This is a genomic window from Chryseobacterium capnotolerans, assembly GCF_021278965.1.
In the GTDB taxonomy this organism is placed as follows: Bacteria; Bacteroidota; Bacteroidia; order Flavobacteriales; family Weeksellaceae; genus Chryseobacterium; species Chryseobacterium capnotolerans.
The window spans coordinates 4,929,782-4,949,895 of the sequence record NZ_CP065589.1; the positions used below are offsets into that span (position 1 = coordinate 4,929,782).

Sequence of the window (20,114 nt, forward strand, 5' to 3'; positions counted from 1 at the left end):
TATATTCACTTCATATAATATAAATGAAAAACGAAAAAGCAATTTTGTAAAATTCCAAAAGGAGATCTGCTTACATGAGCTCTTCCAGCCTCTTTGCAATTTTACCTTTTTGCAATTTCACTTTAAAATAAAGCAGAAAGGGTATCAATGAACTATACAGTACAACAAATTGCAGAGATCACCAATGCAGAGGTTATTGGAGACAAGAATTTAGCGGTTAAAAATATAGCCTATGACAGCAGGATTATTTATTCAATTAAGAATACTGCGTTTATTGCGATCAATACCCCCATAAAAATTCTGGTGAAAAATTCATTGAGGCTGCCATAGACAGAGGTATCAATGTCATTATTTCTGAACATCAATATCCACAGTTTGAAGATATAACCTGGATTATTGTTAACAATTCTGTGGATTTTCTGCAGCAATTAGCCAAATATCATTTTGAAAATTCTCATTTACGATCTATTGGAATCACAGGAAGTAATGGTAAAACCATTTTAAAGGAATGGTTATATCAATGTCTGTGGAATGAATTCCCGACTGTAAAAAGTCCGAAGAGTTTTAATTCTCAGATTGGACTACCTCTTTCTCTTCTTCAAATTAACGATTCTCACGAACTGGGAATTTTTGAAGTTGGAATTTCTCATCCGAATGAAATGGAAAAACTGGAAAATATTTTCCATCCTCAAATCGGATTACTAACACATATCGGAAATGCTCATGCTGCCAACTTTTCTTCCGAAGAAGAGCTGATTGATGAAAAGATTAAACTTTTTAAAGATTCTGAGATCATCATTTATAATGGAGACCATTCTCTGGTAGATCAAAAAATTAAAAAATTATACGCTGATAAAAAATTAATCTCTTACGGGTTTAAAAAAGAAAATCAGGTCTTCATCAAAAAAATACGAAGGATGAAAACGTCATTGTTGAGTATTTTGGCGAAGAAATCAGTTTTCCGGCTCACCAAAGAGACGAATCGACGTTAACCAATGCTACGGCGCTTATCGCAGTGCTTAAGGTGTTACAGGTCGAAAATAAAAAGATCGTTGAAAAAATCAACCTTTTAAAGGCCGTCGAAATGAGGCTTGAAGCGATTGAAGGAATTAAGGGCAATATTGTCATCAATGATTCTTTCAACCTTGACCTCGATTCTCTGAAAACTGCCCTTCAATTTTTAAAGGAATATAATAAACCGAAAAAATCTTTGGTCTTAACAGACATCGTAGGGGTGAATACCAATTCTAAGGAATTGTATGAAGAAGTTTCCGAATTGGTGAATGAACAGAATTTTGATTCCGTATTCCTGATTGGTGATGAAATTTCAAAGTTCAGTGAATTATTTAAATCTAAAACCTATACTTTCATTGATACGAAAGAACTGATCGAAAGCAAACATCTTTCTGAAATAGAAAATCAGATTATCCTTCTGAAAGGAGCCAGAAAATTTGAAATAGAAAAACTGAAAGATATTCTGGAGCTCAGAAAACATGATACGGTTTTAGAAATTAATCTGAATGCTATTCTTCATAATATCAATTACCATAAATCACTGCTAAAGCCAAATACAAAAATGATGGCTATGGTAAAAGCCAATGCTTATGGCTTGGGGAGTTATGAAATTTCAGAATTTCTGCAACATCACCACATTGATTATTTAGGAGTAGCTTTTGCAGATGAAGGTGTGGAACTTCGTAAAAAAGGGATCACCACTCCTATTATAGTGATGAACCCTGAGCAGCACAGTTACCAAACCATCATAGAATACAACCTGGAACCTGAGATTTATAGTTTCAGGGTTTTGGAACTTTTCTATGAAGCTGTTCAAAAATCCGGATATGATAAAAAATATCCTATTCATATTAAGCTTGAAACAGGAATGCATCGTCTTGGATTTAAAGATTTTGAACTGGATCAGCTGAGTGAAACTTTAAGTGAAAAGAATCTTAAAGTTCAGAGTATGTTCAGTCATTTATCTTCTTCAGATATGCCTGAAGAAAGAGAATTTACAATGAATCAATTCAAGGTATTTGATAAAAACTCCAGCTATCTGATCGAAAAACTAGGCTATACTCCTCTTCGTCATATTTTAAATTCTTCAGGAATTACAAGCTATACAGATCATCAGTATGATATGGTAAGAATCGGTATCGGAATGCTTGGAGAATCTCCTGATTCTGAAATTCAGAAACAATTACAGTCTGTGGTAAGTTTTAAAACCGTAATTTCACAGATATCAATGGTTGAAGATGGTGAATCCGTTGGGTATAGCAGAAGATTTAAAGCTGATCACCTTACAAAGATCGCGACCATCCCTGTTGGATATGCTGATGGTATTCCAAGACTGATCGGAAATCAGGTTGGAAGCCTCGGGGTAAATAAAACGCTAGCTCCAATTGTTGGAAATATCTGCATGGATATGATGATGATTAATGTAGAAAATGTTCCCAATGTAAAGGAAGGCGATATGGTAACCGTCTTTAATGCAAAACCAAGTTTAAAAGAATTCGCAGGCTACTGCAAAACGATAACCTATGAAGTATTAACGTCCATTTCACCTCGGGTGAAACGGATTTATATAAAAGATTAACTATGAGAAAGCTCCTGATTCTTCTTTTCATATTCCCATTACTATGGATCCAGTCACAGGTAAAGAAAGACCTGGTGATTCCGAAAAACCCTAAAATAGGACTATCGCTTGCCGGTGGTGGTGCCAAAGGTTTTTCACATGTAGGAGTGCTTAAAGTATTAGATTCATTAGGAGTAAAAGTGGATTATATAGCCGGAACCAGCATGGGAGCCATTGTTGGCGGCTTGTATGCTTCCGGATATTCCGGTAAAGAAATAGAAAAAATCGTGATGGATACGGATTTCTATTCTTTAATTATGGACCCGAAATCCAGAAAGGAAACCACCTTTTTCAATAAGTCTGTAGATAAATATCTTTTATCTATTCCCTTAAAAAATGGGAAAATAACACTTCCTTCTTCTATCAGTACCGGGCAAAGAAATGTTTATCTTTTAAAGGAACTTTTTAAAAATGTTTCCAATATTGAAGACTTTTCTAAGATGCCTATTCCTTTTTTATGCGTTGCTACCAATCTTGAAAGCGGCAATATGCAAATTTTTGAAAAAGGAGATCTCGTACAGTCTATTATGGCCAGTTCTGCCTTTCCTTCTTTAATGGATCCGGTTAAAATTGGTGACAGTATTTATATTGATGGAGCGATGACGGTAAACTATCCATCAAAGCCATTAAAGGATCGTGGAATTGACATCGTTATCGGTGTGGATCTGAACCAGGATCTATCCAAAAGAGAAGATTTAAACAATATTATATCCATTCTGAATCAGGTCATTGATTTCGGAATCAAAAGAGATACCAGAAAACAATATAAATACACAGACATTAATATTAAACCTAACCTTAAGGGAATGTCTGCTACAAGCTATGACGAGAAGAAAAAAATTCTTGACAGCGGCTACGTAGAAGGTTTAAAATATTCCCAGATTCTGGATCAGCTTCCCAAGCGCACGTTTGACCGCCTCAGACAGCGCGTAAATCCAATTTATTCCAATGTATATAAGATAGACAGTATTTCTATAGAAGGAAGCAAAATATATGGTAAAAACTATACTCTCGGGAAAATGGGACTACGTCTACCCTCTTTGCAGACCTATGGTAATATCAATAAAATGGTGGATAAACTTGTTGCTACCAACAACTACAAATTCATTAACTATGATATTGTTCAGGAAAATGATGCCAATTATTTAAAGCTTTATGTTACCGAAGATGATGCGCGACATTTCTTAAAATTCGGATTGCATTATGATGAAATTTTCAAAACCGGATTACTCTTGAATTATTCCGCAAAAAGACTTTTATTTAAAAATTCTAACCTTTCAGTAGATGTAGTAGTAGGTGATAAATTAAGATATTACCTGAATTATTTTATTGATAACGGATATATTCCAGGATTTGGTATTTATTCTTCCGGAATGAGTTTTGATCTGAAAAATGCAGATAATAATATTATCGACAAATGGGAATGGATGAGAAACGAGGCTTATATACAGTCTGTATGGAAGGATAAATACGCTATTGGTGGTGGTATAAGCCATGACTATTTCAAAGCTGAAATTAATGGCGATAACAGACGTTATAGCCGCTTTTTAAATCCTTATGTATTTCTTAAGACTGATACTCAGGATGACAAGGAATTTCCAACCAAAGGAGTCTATTTTATGGCTGAAGGAAAGGTAGTTGACCTTTTAAAATCTGAGGTTGAAAAAAGAATCGTTCAGATAAAGGCAGATTTAAAGATCAATATTCCTTTAGGAAAACAGTTTACTTACCGTCTTAATTTATTTGGTGGAATTACTCTTGGAGAACATCTTCCACTCTATTATCAATACAGATTGGGGGGAATTTTCGAACAAAATATTATCAACTTCAAACGTTTTGGAGGGTTTTACTTTGCCCAATTACAAACGAATAACGTAATTTTGGCATCTAATGATCTTCAGTTTAAGTTTAATAAAAACTATTTTATCAGCGGAAATTTTAGCTTTGCCAACCTTTCCAACGATATTAAATTTGAAGATGCAGTTAAAGTAAATTATAGCTCGCTTGGCATTACGGCTGGATATAAATCTCCTTTCGGGCAGATTAAAGTGAACTTCAGCCACTCACTTAAAAACAATCAAAAAGGCATATTCAGTGTTATTTTAGGACACTGGTTTTAATACAATGATACAATTCTTTTACGAAAATTTACCGGAGTCGGTAGATACAGATTACAAACAATGGCTGGAAGATCTCATTCTTTCAGAAGGAAAAAAACTAGGAGAAATCAACTACATTTTCTGTGATGATGAATATCTTTTAAAGATTAATCAGGATTATTTACAGCATGATTATTATACGGACATCATCACTTTTGATTATGTAAAAGGCAAGACAATAAGCGCTGAGATTTTCGTATCTTTGCAACGCATTTCGGATAATGCCTCTACCCTTTCCCGAGATTATGAAGATGAATTAAGAAGGGTTTTAGCCCACGGAATTTTACACCTAATAGGCTATAAAGACAAGACAGAGGAAGAAGAAAAAGAGATGCGAAGAATGGAAGATTTGTACTTAAGCAAGTATAGGGATTCAAAGAATTAAATTAAATATCACTTTAAGTCCCATATCTAAAGTACTCAATTCTAGCAGTAATATACGTTTACCTAGAGTGCATTCTTCAAAAATGTTTCACGTGAAACATTGTAGTTAAAGTTAAGGTTTAAAGCTTAAACAAGCGAGATAAAAATGATTTCAGAAATATATGACGTAATCGTAGTAGGTGCAGGACACGCAGGATGTGAAGCAGCAGCAGCGGCAGCCAACTTGGGTTCAAAAACACTATTGGTTACAATGAATATGCAGACCATCGGACAGATGAGTTGCAACCCCGCAATGGGTGGAATCGCAAAAGGACAAATCGTAAGAGAGATTGACGCGATGGGTGGATACTCCGGAATCGTAGCAGACAAATCTGCCATCCAATTCAAAATGCTGAATCTTTCAAAAGGTCCTGCCATGTGGTCCCCGAGAACCCAGAATGACAGAATGCTTTTTGCCGAAGAATGGCGACTGGCTTTAGAGAATACTCCCAATCTTGATTTCTTTCAGGATATGGTGAAACAACTGGTTGTTGAAAATAATAAAGTAACCGGAGTAATTACTTCTTTAGGAATTGAGATTAAAGCAAAATCTGTAGTTCTTACCAACGGAACTTTTTTGAACGGATTAATTCACGTTGGAGACAAACAACTAGGTGGTGGAAGAATGGGTGAACCAAGAGCATTTGGGATCACCGAACAATTGGTAAGTTTAGGTTTCGAAGCTGGAAGAATGAAAACCGGTACCCCACCAAGAGTTGATGGAAGAAGTTTGGATTATTCAAAAATGGAAGAACAGAGAGGAGATGAAAAACCTCAAAAGTTCAGCTATCTTGACACTCCGAAATTAACGAAACAATTAAGTTGCCATATTGTATATACTAACGAAACTGTTCATGATATTCTTCGTGAAGGTTTTGATAGAAGTCCAATGTTTAATGGAACCATTCAAAGTTTAGGTCCAAGATACTGCCCAAGTATTGAAGATAAAATCAATCGTTTTGCAGAAAGAAACAGACACCAGCTTTTCGTAGAACCGGAAGGATGGAAAACTGTTGAGATCTACGTGAACGGATTCAGTTCTTCACTTCCTGAGGATGTACAGATCAAAGCAATGAAACATATTCCAGGATTTGAGAATGTAAAAGTTTTCCGTCCGGGATACGCTATTGAATATGACTACTTCCCTCCTACCCAATTGAAGCATACCTTAGAAACAAAATTGATAGACAATTTATATTTCGCAGGACAGATCAATGGAACTACAGGATATGAAGAAGCAGCAGGCCAAGGTCTGATTGCAGGGATTAATGCCCACAATAAAGTTCATGAAAAAGATGAATTTATCCTGAACAGAGATGAAGCTTACATCGGCGTATTGATTGATGACCTGATTACAAAAGGAACTGAAGAACCCTACAGAATGTTTACTTCACGTGCCGAGTACAGACTTCTATTGAGACAAGATAACGCAGATATCAGATTAACTGAAAAAGCATACCACCTTGGATTAGCAAAAGAAGATAGATTAAGAAAAGTAGAGGCTAAAATAACTGAAAGTCAGCAACTTGAAGAATTTTTACGCGAAACTTCTTTAAAACCAGGCGTTATCAACCCTATTTTAGAATCAATAGAAAGCAGCCCTGTAGATCAGGCTTACAGAGCCGCTCAAATACTTACAAGACCTAATATGACTTTAGATAAACTTGATGGTATTGATTTTATTAAGGAAACTTCATCTCAGTACAACGAAGAAGTAAGAGAACAGGCTGAGATTAACATCAAGTACAAAGGCTATATTGAAAAAGAAAAAGAGAATGTAGCTAAATTAAACCGTCTGGAAAACATTAAAATTCCAGAAGATTTTGATTATACGAAGCTTTCAAGTCTTTCTGCAGAGGCAAAACAGAAGATGTCTAATGTACGTCCTAAAACTATTGCACAAGCAGGAAGGATAAGCGGTGTTTCTCCAGCTGATATTAACGTTTTACTAGTCTATTTAGGACGTTAAAATAAAAATGTTTCACGTGAAACATTTCTTGTAATAAAAACAAAAATTAAGGTATTTATTTAACTTTTAAAAGTTGATGAATATCTTAATTTTTTAAGTTATATACACTTTAAAACATAATTATCATTCTGATGAAGAATATTAAATTATAGTATAGATTTATCACTACAATTCTACACAATCTTCAAACAAAAAGGATGCTATAAAGAACTAAATTTGTATATACTTACTATTTTATTTAAATATAACAGATAGCAAATTCAATGAAAATAAAAGATCATTTTCTTTCACAGGAAATATTTGAAATTAAAGAAACAGAAACCAAAGGAGTCTATAAGACCTCCCCTATTCCATCCAATATTTCCAGATATTATGAAAGTGAAGATTACATTTCTCATCACCAGGATTCCGGAAGCCTGAAAGAAAAATTATACAAATTTCTTCAGTCTTTTAATCTTCGGTACAAAAAAAATATTCTTGTTGAAAGAATACCACAAGGATCAAAAGTATTAGACTATGGATGTGGTGCAGGAGAATTTGTAAAGTATATAGAAAATGATTTTGAAACCCTAGGATTTGAACCGGATGCTGATGCAAGAAAAGCAGCCCAGGGGAAAATTACCAAAGCAAAGATCCTGAATGATATTCAAAAAATCGAAGACAAAAGTTTAGATGCAATTACATTATGGCACGTATTTGAACATATAGAGAACCAGGATGAAATGCTCAATATTTTTCACTCAAAATTAAAAGACAAAGGACTTCTTATTATTGCTGTACCCAATCCTACTTCTTATGATGCTAAACATTATAAAGAATATTGGGCCGCCTATGATGTACCTAGACACATCTATCATTTTTCTAAAAACGGAATGGAAAATCTGATTGCTAAAAAACCAGATTGGAAAATGAGAAAGATCAAACCTTTGATCCTTGACTCTTACTACATCTCTATGTTAAGCGAAAAATATAAAAAATCACCTCTATTCTGGCTAAAAGCAAGCATCTACGGAACAATTTCGAACATAAAAGCCTCATTTTCGAACGAATTTTCAAGTTTGATATATATTATCGAAAAAAGATAGATAATCGATTTTTGCACCGTTTCTGAAAGTCAATTTTCAGTATTTTGAACTAAAAAACTTAAAAACTCAGGGAAATCTTCTCTGAGTTTTTTTATTTACTTAAATCTAAATAAACAGATTTATGTCAGTTCTTAGTTAAACGAAAAATAGTTAATTGGATTTTTTCCACCCCCTACTCCATTTTTATAATTCTATAATTTTTTTAGTTAGATAAACTAAGTCATAACATCTTTATAACTCAAAAAAAATTTAGCAAGTAAGCCATAGAAAAAGCTTGAAATCATAAATACAAAAGCAAATTCTTGCAAAAACACATTATTTAAACCATTATTTCCATTTTACGTATAAATCCTTAAAGAATTTTAGTTATTCGATTTTTAACTCATTTCTCAATGTCATTTTTTTGAATAAAAATTTACAACTCTGTATTTACTCTTCAGAGAAGTTTCAATTAATTTCAAATTTTAGAAGACTAAAAAAATTATCTATGTTCGATTAGAAAATTAGAATGAATTCACTATTTGAATTTTAAAAAAATACAATAGGGTTTTTGATATTTTAAGAATTAGGAAAGTATCTCAAATAAAATTCACTTAAAAAATAAATATAGGAACAATACATCGCGAAACTTTTCACAGAAGGAAAAACTAAAAATTTTCAATAAAATATAAGAGCATTATAATTTTCACGTGAACTTTTAATTCAGACATAAAAAAACAGAATTACATATTCAAACCTAATATATAACTATTAAATCAATCGAAAATTTAATTACAAAATCACAATTAAAAAGTTAAAACGCTGTTTTACAGATAATTAAAATGAAAAATAAAATATAAGAACTTAAAAAATAATATAACAAGAAAATATTGATAAAATACAGGATAAAACAGATAGAAAACGAATAATAAAAATAAGTTTAAACACTGATATACAATAATATAAAATATAAAAAATAATACATGATTAAAAAAGAAAATATAACACAATAAAAAAGACCGGATAAGCACCGGTCTTCATCATTATAAATTAATAATCAAGTTACTAACTAAATTTGGATTTCCTGAAAAAGCAGTAGAAGTCATATTATCAACTTTAAACTTAATATCTCCGGTTCCTCCAGCTCCAAAAGTGTGTGCATTGAAGAAGAGTTCAGGGAAAGGATATGTTGGCTGAATAGTATACATCCCTCCTACCCTCTTATGGCTGCCAGAAAGCACCGGACTGACCAAAACTGACGCTCCAGCATTAATACTAGGTACAGGAGTACTTACAAGAGATACAGCGTATTTTGCCTTATTGGATGGATCCGCTAAAAATACAGAAGAAGGTGTAAACTCAACTTTTGGTTGATTAGAAATGTAAATATTATCTCTTACAGTTGTTGATTGAATAATGGGGCTTTCAATTTTAATTAGATCTGCCATTCCATTATGCTCAAGAACCGTTGAATTATTGGTAATTAGGCAATAATTAACTTTTTCAGCAACCATCTTTACTAATTGAGAAGCTGCTGTAATATTGTTCCCTGAAATTTTTACAAAAGAATAATTATTATGCTTTTTAATTTCCTCATCTTGGTCCCAATCAAATAAAATTCCCGAATAATGACCAATAAAATTGTTATCAGTAATTTCAAGAGACTCTGTATCAGCTAAAATAGCTGCTGCAACTCTGGAATAATCACCTTCAGTATAAAGAATATGCGATGTATTGCCTTTCACTATAATTCTTTTACAATTTCCACCTTTCCCTTGGACAATAAATAAAGCCTGACCTCCATTATACAACATATTATTTTTTCCCTGTACATGAACATGTTTAATATTGTTAGAAGTAATTAATACGTTTGATATAGTACAGTTTTTATCCGGCCAGATATATACTCCGGAATTAACAATTTCCGCAATATTATCTGAAATTGAAATATTAGTAATATTTCCTTTCTCAGATCCAACTCCAGCAACAAAATTCATTCTCGTATAATTATAAACCTTATTATTTGAAAAAGAACTATTACTAGCATGGATCTCACATGCACATCCAATTAATCTCATTTGCTCATTTCCGATAAAAGTATTATTGTGAACTGATAAAAAATTAGCATTTCCATAAATAGTGGAATGATCGTAATTAATTGTTTCAACGCTTTTAGCAAGATCTTCAAAAATACAGTTTTGAATGGTTACCTTATTACCATTACCTTTCCAACCAGCTCCAATACAATTAGTTAAATCACCATTCGTCCAATACAATCCATCAATTTCAATATTGGTACAATTTCCTCCTTCAAAGCCAATTCTTCTCACATATGAAGTTCTCATTTGTGAAACTTGTCCATTAAAATCAATAACTCCTCTCCCCTTCAATGTAATATTAAACAATGGTAAAAATTTTGAAGAATCAGTATGATTAAATCCAGAAAATAAAACAAATGGTTTATTATCGAAGAATTCCCCTACCTTGATTACACTATATTCTTCAAATTCAATATCTAAATAAGATCTCAATTCCAGAACATTTCCATGAGCAGTAACTAATTCTGCATTGTCACTATAAGAATTAATAAGATAATGGCCACTAGGAAAAACAAGTTTCAACCCTAGTTGAGAAGAAATATCAATAGCCTTCTGAATGGCAGGTCTTTGATCCACAGTATAGGAAGACTTTACACCAAAAGTCGTTACGTAGACCCTTTTACTAGAAAAAATTATTGTATTTACATAATAATCATTTCCTCTGGAGCGATAAATAATCTGATCTTGTAAAACTCTAGGATCATTAGCTGTTAAAGAATCACCATCAACCCAAGTTGCTATTTTTTTAAAAACAACAACTTCATTAGTAAAGCTATCAATAAGCTGTACAAGATCATCATTGGGAGCAGTATTTCCAACGGCGAAAAATTCATTTGTATACATCATAATATTGTAATTTAGTATTGCAAATGTATTCCCTGTCAGCGTCAAAACTTGTCGTAAAAAATTATTTTTCATCACTGAAATTTAATTTTTCAGTGTTCTAAAAAATTATAAAATTCAAACTAAAAAGAATACATTTTATTAGCAATACTTCTATGATTAAATACTAATAATTCCATTATTCTACTAAGGTTTAATCCTCAATTTATCCTTTGTTAATCGAGGTCAAAACGTAACTTCCACTAAATCAAAAGACATGTCTTCAATATAACATAAGGTTATAACAAAAAGAAATAAAGTTCCATCCAAATTCAGGATTCTTCAATGAGAAATCAAGCATAAAAAAAGCCTGCTAATTTTATTAGCAGGCTTCAAAATATTTAATTTTTATCTCTTTTAATTGTTAATAGCAGCTACACCAGGAAGCTCAAGTCCTTCAAGACTTTCAAGCATTGCTCCTCCACCTGTAGAAACATAACTTACTTTATCAGCATATCCAAATTGCTTAACGAATGCAACACTGTCACCACCTCCTACTAGAGAGAAAGCTCCCAATCTTGTTGCTTCAGCAATACTGTCTCCAAGAGCAATTGTTCCGCCAGCAAAATGCGACATTTCAAAAACACCAATCGGTCCATTCCAAAGAATGGTTCTTGAATTTAATAATACATCGTTGAACTGATCTCTTGATTTATTACCTGCGTCTAATCCCATCCATCCTTCTGGAATTGCGTAGATATCTACTTCTTTTCTTTCAACATCATTGCTGAAACTCTCAGCGATGATTGCATCAGATGGAAGATATACTTTTACTTTATGTTCTTTTGCTTTCGCTAAAATTTCTAAAGCTAAAGGAAGCTTATCATCTTCTACTAATGAAGTTCCGATTTTTCCTCCTAATGCTTTAATAAAAGTGAAAGCCATTCCACCACCAATAATTAAATTGTCTACTGCCGGAAGAATATTTTCTATAATAGTAATTTTAGTAGAAACCTTAGATCCCCCCAAGATTGCAGTCACTGGTTTCTCACCACTTTTCAAAACTTTATCAATTGCTTTAAGTTCTTTAGCCATAAGTAAACCGAAAAATTTAGTTGATGGAAAGAATTGAGCAATTACAGCTGTAGAAGCATGAGCTCTGTGTGCGGTTCCAAAAGCATCATTTACATAAGCATCTCCTAGTTTTGAAAGCTTCTCAGCGAAACCTTCGTCTCCTTTTTCTTCTTCATTGTGAAAACGAACATTCTCCAGTAATAAAATTTCCCCCGGCTTCAAATCTGCAGCAGCCTGTTCAGCTTTCTCTCCGATACACTCATCCACAAATTTCACTTCACGCCCAAGAACATTGGAAACTTCACCAAGAATATGTTTTAGAGAAAACTCATCCTTCACTTCTCCTTTCGGTCTCCCAAGGTGTGTCACTAAAATAACAGAACCTCCATCCTGAAGGATTTTTTCAACAGTTGGTTTCACTGCTACAATTCTGGTATTGTCGGTCACATTCAACTGATCATCTTGTGGAACATTGAAGTCAACTCTTACAAGAGCTTTCTTATCTTTAAAATTGAAGTCGTTAATTGTTTTCATTTTTATCTTTAGATTTATTTTTTCTCAAATTTCAGGCAATCGCCCTCTTCAGCCCAGGTTACATTCTAGCAAATTTCGGCAAGGGCAATTCTATAAACTTCTTTGATTTTTCGTTTCACAAATGTAAGGTTTTAAACTTTTTCAACAGATTGATCGAAATAAAAGTTTTCAAAAACTTTCCCCGAACCCAATCACCCATTAATCAACAAATCTTTTCTCTTTATAAAAAAAAATAAAGCTGTTGTTGTTATGTATTGTTAGTAACGGGGATAAGTTTTAGGCATAAAGTTGATAATACTCAACTGGTATACAATTCATAAATAACTCACAATGTAAATCTCTGTAAACATGCATATTCACACACTTATTCACAATTGTTGATAACTTTGCCAACAAGGCATTATTAGTTATTTTATTATGGAAAAGCTTGGGGATAGCTGAAGAAAAGATCTGGAAAGTTGTGGGGAAAAGTTTAGAATAGATTTTCTATTACGAAATAAATTCAGGTTTGAAAATAGAAAGTTGAAAAAAGTTTTCCACACTTATTAACATACCTTTTCACAATTAACTCACGGTTTACTAACACGAATTGTTATTATTCTTACCTTTGTAAGGAAATAAAATCTAAAAAAGCTTAATAAGAGTATTATGAAAAGAAAAATTGCTATCGCAGCGGACCATGCAGGCTATGAATATAAGGAGATTGTTAAGAACTATCTTTCAGAAAAGTTTGAGGTTCAGGATTTTGGAACGTTTTCCACAAACAGTGTGGATTATCCAGACTTTGTCCACCCTGCTGCAACCTCTGTGGAAAACGGAGAAAATGAGCTGGGAATTTTGATCTGTGGAAGCGGAAACGGGGTTCAGATCACTGCGAACAAACACCAGAAGATCAGATGCGCACTTTGCTGGATGCCGGAGATTGCAACACTGGCAAGACTGCATAATGATGCGAACATGATTTCCATGCCGGCAAGGTTTATATCAAAAGAACTGGCAATTGAAATTGTAGATAAATTTCTTTCTACAGAATTTGAAGGTGGAAGACACCAAAACAGAGTTGATAAGATTGCTGTTTGCTAAATATACTGAGGCCTGTAATTTGATTGCAGGCCTTATTTATTTTTTATTTGTACATTTGCAGTGTTCAATAGAAATAACATTCTATACTTCTCCTGAACCTTTGTAATATTTAAAAGATATTTTATAGAAGGTTTTTCTCTTTTCTTCTCCAGATTTGTAGTAAATTTATACAAAACTAAAGACTCCGTTATAAAGTAGATTTAGATAAAACAAGATTAAATTAAACATTAAGGTTTGATGAAAATAAAAGGATCTGTAGTATTATTTTTTATGATCAGTTGTTTCCATGCCCAAGAGATTATGGATCATAGTGAATTAAAAAAATGCAAAAAGAATTCAGTAAAAAGATTTGCCTTTCCGATAAGGATAAAGATGGAGTTCCATTCTATATGGATCAGTGCCCTGAGGTAAAAGGATCAGAAGATAATAATGGATGTCCTTGGGCAGATACAGATAATGATGGAGTGATTGATAAATATGATGCATGCCCTACTGTAGAAGGACCCGCGGAAAATAATGGCTGCCCATGGCCAGATACAGATGGTGATGGAATTCTGGACAAGGATGATGCGTGTCCTACAATACCCGGAGATAGGGAAAATAAAGGTTGTAAAGCAATTCCCAGCTCAAAAAGTTATACAGCAGAAGAGCTGCAAAAAATAGAAAATGATTTTTTAGCTAATAATAAAAATATTAATTATCATGCATTAGCAGATTACATTTTCAAAAAAATAGATACAAAGAATCTCAATAAGAAAGTGCTTTATCTTTCTATTTATAGAATATATCAAGCGGGATGCGGGCTGGACAGGACTGATTATTCTGATGTGAACTTGGTACAGCGATTGATATTCCAATCATTCTGGGATGAGAGAAACTTTAAAAAGTTTGCTAATCTTTTTCCTAATAAAACAATTCTTCCAATAGGAAGACCTCGTATTTATGATTACGAGAGTAGCAAGAGTATAGGAAACCTTAAAGGGGTACCTAAATTAGTAACAAAATATGGAACGGTTTATAATGCAAAAGGAAGATTTGCAGAAATATCAGATTCTAATGAGAAAATAATTTCGGACAGTGATGGAATAACTTTATTTTTATTCGTTGAAGATAATAAAGTAGCCATTTCTCTCAATGAAAAGGATTTTTATTTTAGATGTAAGAATTCAAAAATTGAAGAGATTTCGGGTTCGGAATACAACAATTAAAAAAAATTAAAATGCCAAAAAAAAGAAAATATATAAGTCATAAAAATGATTTGAAACTGATGGAAATCGGAAGATTGATTCTTCGTTTCATGAATGCGAATGCATCAAAAATTTATAATTATAAGCAGATTGCTGATGGAATAGATTATAAAAATCCAAGACAAAGAGAACTTGTCATTCAGGCACTGCATAAACTTCAGGGATCTGAAAAGATCAAAGAAGTAGAAAGAGGAAAGTATATCGTAAACCTGAAAATTGCGGGAACACTTACTGGAATTATTGATTTTAACCAGAGCGGAAATGCCTATGTAAATGTGGAAGGATTAGAAGACGATGTCTTCGTTCATTCTAAAAATGTAAAGGATGCGCTACAGGGAGATAAGGTTCTTATTATAACTTATCATTATAAAGGAAAGAAACTTGAAGGGTCCGTTTTGGAGGTTTTGGAGCGAAACAGAACAGAGTTTGTGGGGACTTTTCAGAAGGTGGCTCATAAGGATTTTGGATTTGTGGTTTGTGATAAAAAATCAATCAATACAGATATCTTTATTCCGAAGACAAAATTCAATAATGCAGAAGATGGGGATAAGGTTATTGTAAAGATGACAGAATGGAAACCTGGAGATAAAAATCCTGAAGGAGAAATCATACAGGTATTAGGTGCTCCGGGAGAACATGAAACAGAAATTCATGCTATTCTTGCTGAATATGGTCTACCTTATGAGTTTCCACAGGAAGTAGAAGCAGATGCTGATAAAATAGACAGAAGTATTACGGATGAAGAAGTAGCAAAACGTTGGGATATGCGTAATATTTGTACGTTTACCATTGACCCTAAAGATGCGAAAGATTTTGATGATGCTCTATCCATAAGAAAGCTGGAAAACGGAAACTGGGAAATCGGGGTTCACATTGCTGATGTATCGCATTATGTAGTTCCGGGAACGATCCTTGATGATGAAGCTTACCAGAGAGCTACTTCAGTGTATTTAGTAGACAGAGTCGTACCAATGCTTCCGGAAGTATTAAGTAATGATGTATGTTCTCTTCGCCCGAATGAGGATAAATATACCTTCTCAGCAGTTTTTGAACTGAATGATCAGGCAGAAATCCAGAAACAATGGTTTGGAAGAACAGTAATTCATTCAGACAGAAGATTTACCTATGAAGAAGCTCAGGAACGTATTGAAACAGGTCAGGGAGATTTGGCTGAAGAGATCAATACTCTTGACAGATTAGCGAAGATTATGCGTAATGATCGTATTAAAAACGGAGCCATTACTTTTGACAGAAGTGAAGTAAGATTCAACCTGGATGAAAATAATGAGCCAGTTGGAGTATACTTTAAAATCAGTAAAGATTCCAATCACCTGATCGAGGAATTCATGCTTTTAGCCAATAAAAAAGTATCTGAATTTATTTCCTTAACCAGAAAGGGAGAAATTACTAATAATACTTTCATCTACAGGGTTCACGATGATCCGGATCCTGCTAAGTTAGAATCGTTAAGAGATTTTGTTTCTACTTTCGGATATAAGATGAACTTAGCGAATACCAAAAAGGTTGCAGAATCTTTGAATAAACTTCTTCATGACGTCAAAGGAAAAGGAGAAGAAAATATGATCGAAACCCTTGCGATGAGAAGTATGAGTAAGGCGGTATATTCTACGGAACCTATAGGACACTATGGATTAGGGTTTGCATACTATAGCCACTTCACCTCTCCTATCCGTCGTTATCCGGATTTGCTTGCCCACCGTCTTCTTCAACATTATCTTGATGGAGGAAAATCTCCAAGCAGACCTGAACTGGAAGAAAAAGCAAAACACTGCAGTTCTATGGAAAGATTAGCAGCTGATGCAGAAAGGGATTCTATCAAGTATATGCAGGTGAAATTTATGGAAAAACATCTTGGTGAAACTTTCACTGGAGTCATTTCCGGAGTGGCAGAATTTGGATTCTGGGTAGAAATTCCTGAAAACGGTGCTGAAGGCCTTATCAAATTAAGAGATTTAGTAGATGATTCTTATATGTATGATGCCAAAACACATGCTGTATACGGAGTGAGACACGGAAACAAATACCAGTTGGGAGATCAGGTTCAGATCAAAGTAGTAAAAGCGAATCTAATCCAGAAACAATTGGACTTTAAGATTGTTGAATAATGACCGTAATAGATAAGTATATTGTTTTTAGTATTCTGAATACAATATTGTTGGTAACAGTAATTTTTAATACTGTTATCAATTTTTATCTGTTTGTTGCTGCTATTATTATTCTCATAGTACTAAGTAATATTTTAATCAACAGAAATATTATTGATGTTAAAAAACAAGGGAAAAAATATTTTTTCGGAGTTACATTTCCACTTGTCATTAATGTATTCTTTTTGATTAACTATCTTACAGGAATGAATCCTGTGAAAGAGACATATTGTTATAAAAATATGATTGCTGAAGTTGGTGGAAAATATAGCCATCAGAAAGGTAAAACTACTTACATCTATCTAAGCGGAAATGCATATGAATATTCCTATATGACCAGAAGCTTTTTGATTGATTATAAAAGAATGTTATTTAAAAATCAGATTATATATACCTTCGAAAAAGGTATTTTTGGATTCAAAATTCGAAAAGATTTTGAATTTATATACAACGAGAACTGTTCAGATAAAGAAAACTGAAATCTGACTTTCTCAGTAAGCTCTGGAAACAGAATAAAAATAAATAGGTTATTCCAATGCAGGAATAACCTATTTATTTTAATAGAAAATTTAGAAAAATAATGCTTTAAACCACAATTCATTTTTCATACTACCATAACTCCCCTTCTCCCCGCTTCCCGCTTCCTTTCTAAAATCTATACCTCAAATAGCAGCCAAAATAAAAGTTGATATATCACATCTTTATTGAATAATTAAATCATAAAGTATAACTTTGTATAAAACGAAATGAAATCTTATTCATTTTAAAACACCACTTAATGCTTGAACTTGTACTATCTGCTATTGTTTTAGGATTCATGTTGAGTCTGGTTTTTATAGGACCTATTTTCTTCCTTTTAATTGAAACCAGTTTCTCCAGAGGTCCCAAACATGCCTTATCATTAGATCTTGGAGTCATTACTGCAGATTTATTGTGTATTGTAGCAGCTTATTATGCCAGTGCAGATATTGTCACCCTAATAGATAAGCATCCGGGCTTTTACAGGATCACTTCCATCCTGATTTTTATTTACGGAATTGTAATGCTGGTAACGAAAACCAAAATGCATATGCCTGGTGAAGAGAAAATTATTAGTCAAAATTATATTAAGACTTTTTTCAATGGTTTTTTCTTTAATCTTTTAAATGTAGGAGTTATCCTTTTCTGGCTGGTAACGGTAATTTCTGTAAGGAATCAATATCCGGACACCAGCAGTTTTATTTTATATATAAGCATTGTAATAGGAACTTATCTGGGTATTGATCTTGCCAAAATATTTTTGGCTAAACAGTTTCACGATAAACTTACCCAAAAGCTTGCCAATAGGATCAGAAGAGTTGTAGGTGTGATTCTTATTGTTTTCAGTTTCTTTATCTTCCTGCAGAGCTTTAAGAAGTTCAATCAGTTTGACAGACAACTGGAAGAGGCTGAGAAAAAAGAAGTAAAATATCAACAAACAAAATGAAAAAAATTATCTTTCCAAAAGCTCTTAAAAAAGGAGCCAAAATAGCTGTTATTTCCCCTGCTGGAGCTGTAGATGCTGCACAACTTGAAAAGGGAATAAAATTAATTAAAAGTAAAGGATTCGAACCTGTTTTAGGGGAACATCTCTATACTAAATATTCTAACGGATATAATTACGCCGGAACAGAAAAGGAAAGAATAAAAGATATCAACTGGGCTTTAAATGATAGAGAAATTGGAGCAATCTGGGCCTCTAGAGGTGGCTACGGATGCCAGCATCTGATTCAGCATTTAAATCTGAAAAACTTCACAGAAAATCCGAAATGGTATATTGGATATTCTGATAATACCGTTATACAAAGCTATCTATTGAAAAAAGGCTTTGCTTCCATTCATGGGCAGACCATCAAAACATCCAGTTTTGGAGTTACTGATGAAAGCTACGATCTGGTCTTTGATATTTTAAAAGGAAAAGCACCTAAATATAGCTTAAAATCTCACCGATTAAATAAAACAGGGAATATTGAAGGAGAATTGATTGGTGGGAATTTAGCCCTTATCTATGCTCTTCTGGGGACCAAATATTCTTTTGATTTTAAGGATAAAATTTTGTTCATTGAAGATATTGGGGAAAACTTCTACGCACTGGATCGTATGATAATGAGCCTGGAACTGGCAGGAGTTTTCAACAAGATCAAAGGACTTATCGTTGGTGGAATGACCAATATGGGTGATGAAAAAGACAATAAGGAGTATGAAGCCAGCTTTGATGAATTTGCCTATAAATTGATCTCAGATAGGATTTCAAAATACAAATTCACTACAGTATTTGGTTTTCCAAACGGACACATTAAAGACAACCGACCTCTTTTAATTGGGGGAACGGTTAAAGTAAAAGCCGGTACTAAGGTTAAGATCGAATTTTAAGGAGTATCACTCTCCTATTCACTTATTAAAAATAGAATTATGGCAGATCATAATGACTTTGGAAAGATAGCTGAAGATATGGCTGCCGGTTACCTTCAGAAAAACGGATATAAAATCCTGGCCAGAAACTTCAGATTTCAGAAAGCAGAGATTGATATTATTGCTGAAAAAGATGAACTGATTATTATCGTTGAAGTTAAGGCAAGATCTACCGATTTTTTCATCCTGCCTCAGGAAGCAGTAACCAAAGCAAAAATCAAGTCTATTGTCTTGGCTGCAAACCATTATTTGGAAGAATTCAATAAACAGAATGAGGTGAGATTTGATATTATTTCCGTCTTGCCTGACGAAAAGAAGAACTTAATTATTGATCATATAAGCGATGCTTTCCATGCTTTGGATGCCAATTAATCAAATATAAAAATAACGATAAATAATGTATCAGTTTAGCA

Annotated in this window: 15 protein-coding genes and 1 pseudogene; 14 read left to right on the top strand and 2 right to left on the bottom strand. The window is 33.3% G+C overall.

Translation table 11 applies throughout. The features are described from left to right. The first annotated feature begins 147 nt into the window (after positions 1 to 147). The 7 genes from H5J24_RS26295 (at position 148) to H5J24_RS23490 (ending at position 8,268) form a co-directional block, all read left to right on the top strand. Complete coding sequence (locus H5J24_RS26295; protein WP_429831966.1) at positions 148 to 330, top strand: hypothetical protein; 183 nt, start codon at positions 148 to 150, stop codon at positions 328 to 330. An 80-nt stretch (positions 331 to 410) separates the two neighbouring features. After that, positions 411 to 992 (top strand): Mur ligase family protein, encoded by a 582-nt coding sequence (locus H5J24_RS26300; protein ID WP_429831968.1) that lies wholly within the window; start codon positions 411 to 413, stop codon positions 990 to 992. Between the two features lie 32 nt (positions 993 to 1,024). Further along, on the top strand, positions 1,025 to 2,593 hold the full coding sequence (gene alr / locus H5J24_RS26305) for an alanine racemase (RefSeq protein ID WP_429831970.1): 1,569 nt from the start codon (positions 1,025 to 1,027) through the stop codon (positions 2,591 to 2,593). 2 nt (positions 2,594 to 2,595) lie between these two features. Further along, on the top strand, positions 2,596 to 4,752 hold the full coding sequence (locus tag H5J24_RS23475; RefSeq protein WP_068941181.1) for a patatin-like phospholipase family protein: 2,157 nt from the start codon (positions 2,596 to 2,598) through the stop codon (positions 4,750 to 4,752). A 4-nt stretch (positions 4,753 to 4,756) separates the two neighbouring features. Beyond that, entirely contained in the window at positions 4,757 to 5,176 is a 420-nt protein-coding gene (ybeY, locus tag H5J24_RS23480) for an rRNA maturation RNase YbeY (RefSeq protein WP_068941183.1), read from the top strand. A gap of 144 nt (positions 5,177 to 5,320) precedes the next feature. Next, entirely contained in the window at positions 5,321 to 7,183 is a 1,863-nt protein-coding gene (gene mnmG / locus H5J24_RS23485; protein WP_068941185.1) for a tRNA uridine-5-carboxymethylaminomethyl(34) synthesis enzyme MnmG, read from the top strand. 263 nt (positions 7,184 to 7,446) lie between these two features. Next, on the top strand, positions 7,447 to 8,268 hold the full coding sequence (locus tag H5J24_RS23490; protein WP_068941187.1) for a class I SAM-dependent methyltransferase: 822 nt from the start codon (positions 7,447 to 7,449) through the stop codon (positions 8,266 to 8,268). Positions 8,269 to 9,290: 1,022 nt separating this feature from the next. Here H5J24_RS23490 and H5J24_RS23495 read toward each other — a convergent pair. Both H5J24_RS23495 and H5J24_RS23500 read right to left on the bottom strand, forming a co-directional pair. After that, positions 9,291 to 11,264 (bottom strand): glycoside hydrolase family protein, encoded by a 1,974-nt coding sequence (locus tag H5J24_RS23495; protein WP_141395632.1) that lies wholly within the window; start codon positions 11,262 to 11,264, stop codon positions 9,291 to 9,293. A 321-nt stretch (positions 11,265 to 11,585) separates the two neighbouring features. Next, positions 11,586 to 12,776 (bottom strand): phosphoglycerate kinase, encoded by a 1,191-nt coding sequence (locus H5J24_RS23500; protein WP_068941191.1) that lies wholly within the window; start codon positions 12,774 to 12,776, stop codon positions 11,586 to 11,588. Positions 12,777 to 13,424: 648 nt separating this feature from the next. On the opposite strand from H5J24_RS23500, the gene rpiB reads away from it, so the two are divergent. From rpiB to H5J24_RS23535, 7 genes and pseudogenes are all read left to right on the top strand, one after another. Continuing rightward, positions 13,425 to 13,859, top strand: a complete 435-nt coding sequence (gene rpiB, locus H5J24_RS23505; RefSeq protein WP_065395543.1) for a ribose 5-phosphate isomerase B — start codon at positions 13,425 to 13,427, stop codon at positions 13,857 to 13,859. A 359-nt stretch (positions 13,860 to 14,218) separates the two neighbouring features. Then, positions 14,219 to 14,470, top strand: a pseudogene (locus tag H5J24_RS23510) (thrombospondin type 3 repeat-containing protein); the annotation flags it as partial. 608 nt (positions 14,471 to 15,078) lie between these two features. Next, the gene (gene rnr, locus H5J24_RS23515; protein ID WP_068941496.1) at positions 15,079 to 17,232 is read left to right on the top strand and encodes a ribonuclease R; all 2,154 of its coding nucleotides are present in this window, start codon (positions 15,079 to 15,081) and stop codon (positions 17,230 to 17,232) included. Beyond that, complete coding sequence (locus tag H5J24_RS23520; RefSeq protein ID WP_068941195.1) at positions 17,232 to 17,750, top strand: hypothetical protein; 519 nt, start codon at positions 17,232 to 17,234, stop codon at positions 17,748 to 17,750. The genes rnr and H5J24_RS23520 overlap by 1 nt, the downstream gene beginning before the upstream one ends. 299 nt (positions 17,751 to 18,049) lie before the next feature. Continuing rightward, a complete protein-coding gene (locus tag H5J24_RS23525) occupies positions 18,050 to 18,736 on the top strand; it encodes a LysE family translocator (RefSeq protein WP_068941197.1) in 687 nt (228 codons plus the stop codon). Further along, complete coding sequence (locus H5J24_RS23530) at positions 18,733 to 19,662, top strand: S66 peptidase family protein (protein ID WP_068941199.1); 930 nt, start codon at positions 18,733 to 18,735, stop codon at positions 19,660 to 19,662. The genes H5J24_RS23525 and H5J24_RS23530 overlap by 4 nt, the downstream gene beginning before the upstream one ends. Positions 19,663 to 19,701: 39 nt before the next feature. Further along, the gene (locus H5J24_RS23535) at positions 19,702 to 20,073 is read left to right on the top strand and encodes a YraN family protein (protein ID WP_068941200.1); all 372 of its coding nucleotides are present in this window, start codon (positions 19,702 to 19,704) and stop codon (positions 20,071 to 20,073) included. The last annotated feature ends 41 nt before the right edge of the window (positions 20,074 to 20,114 follow it).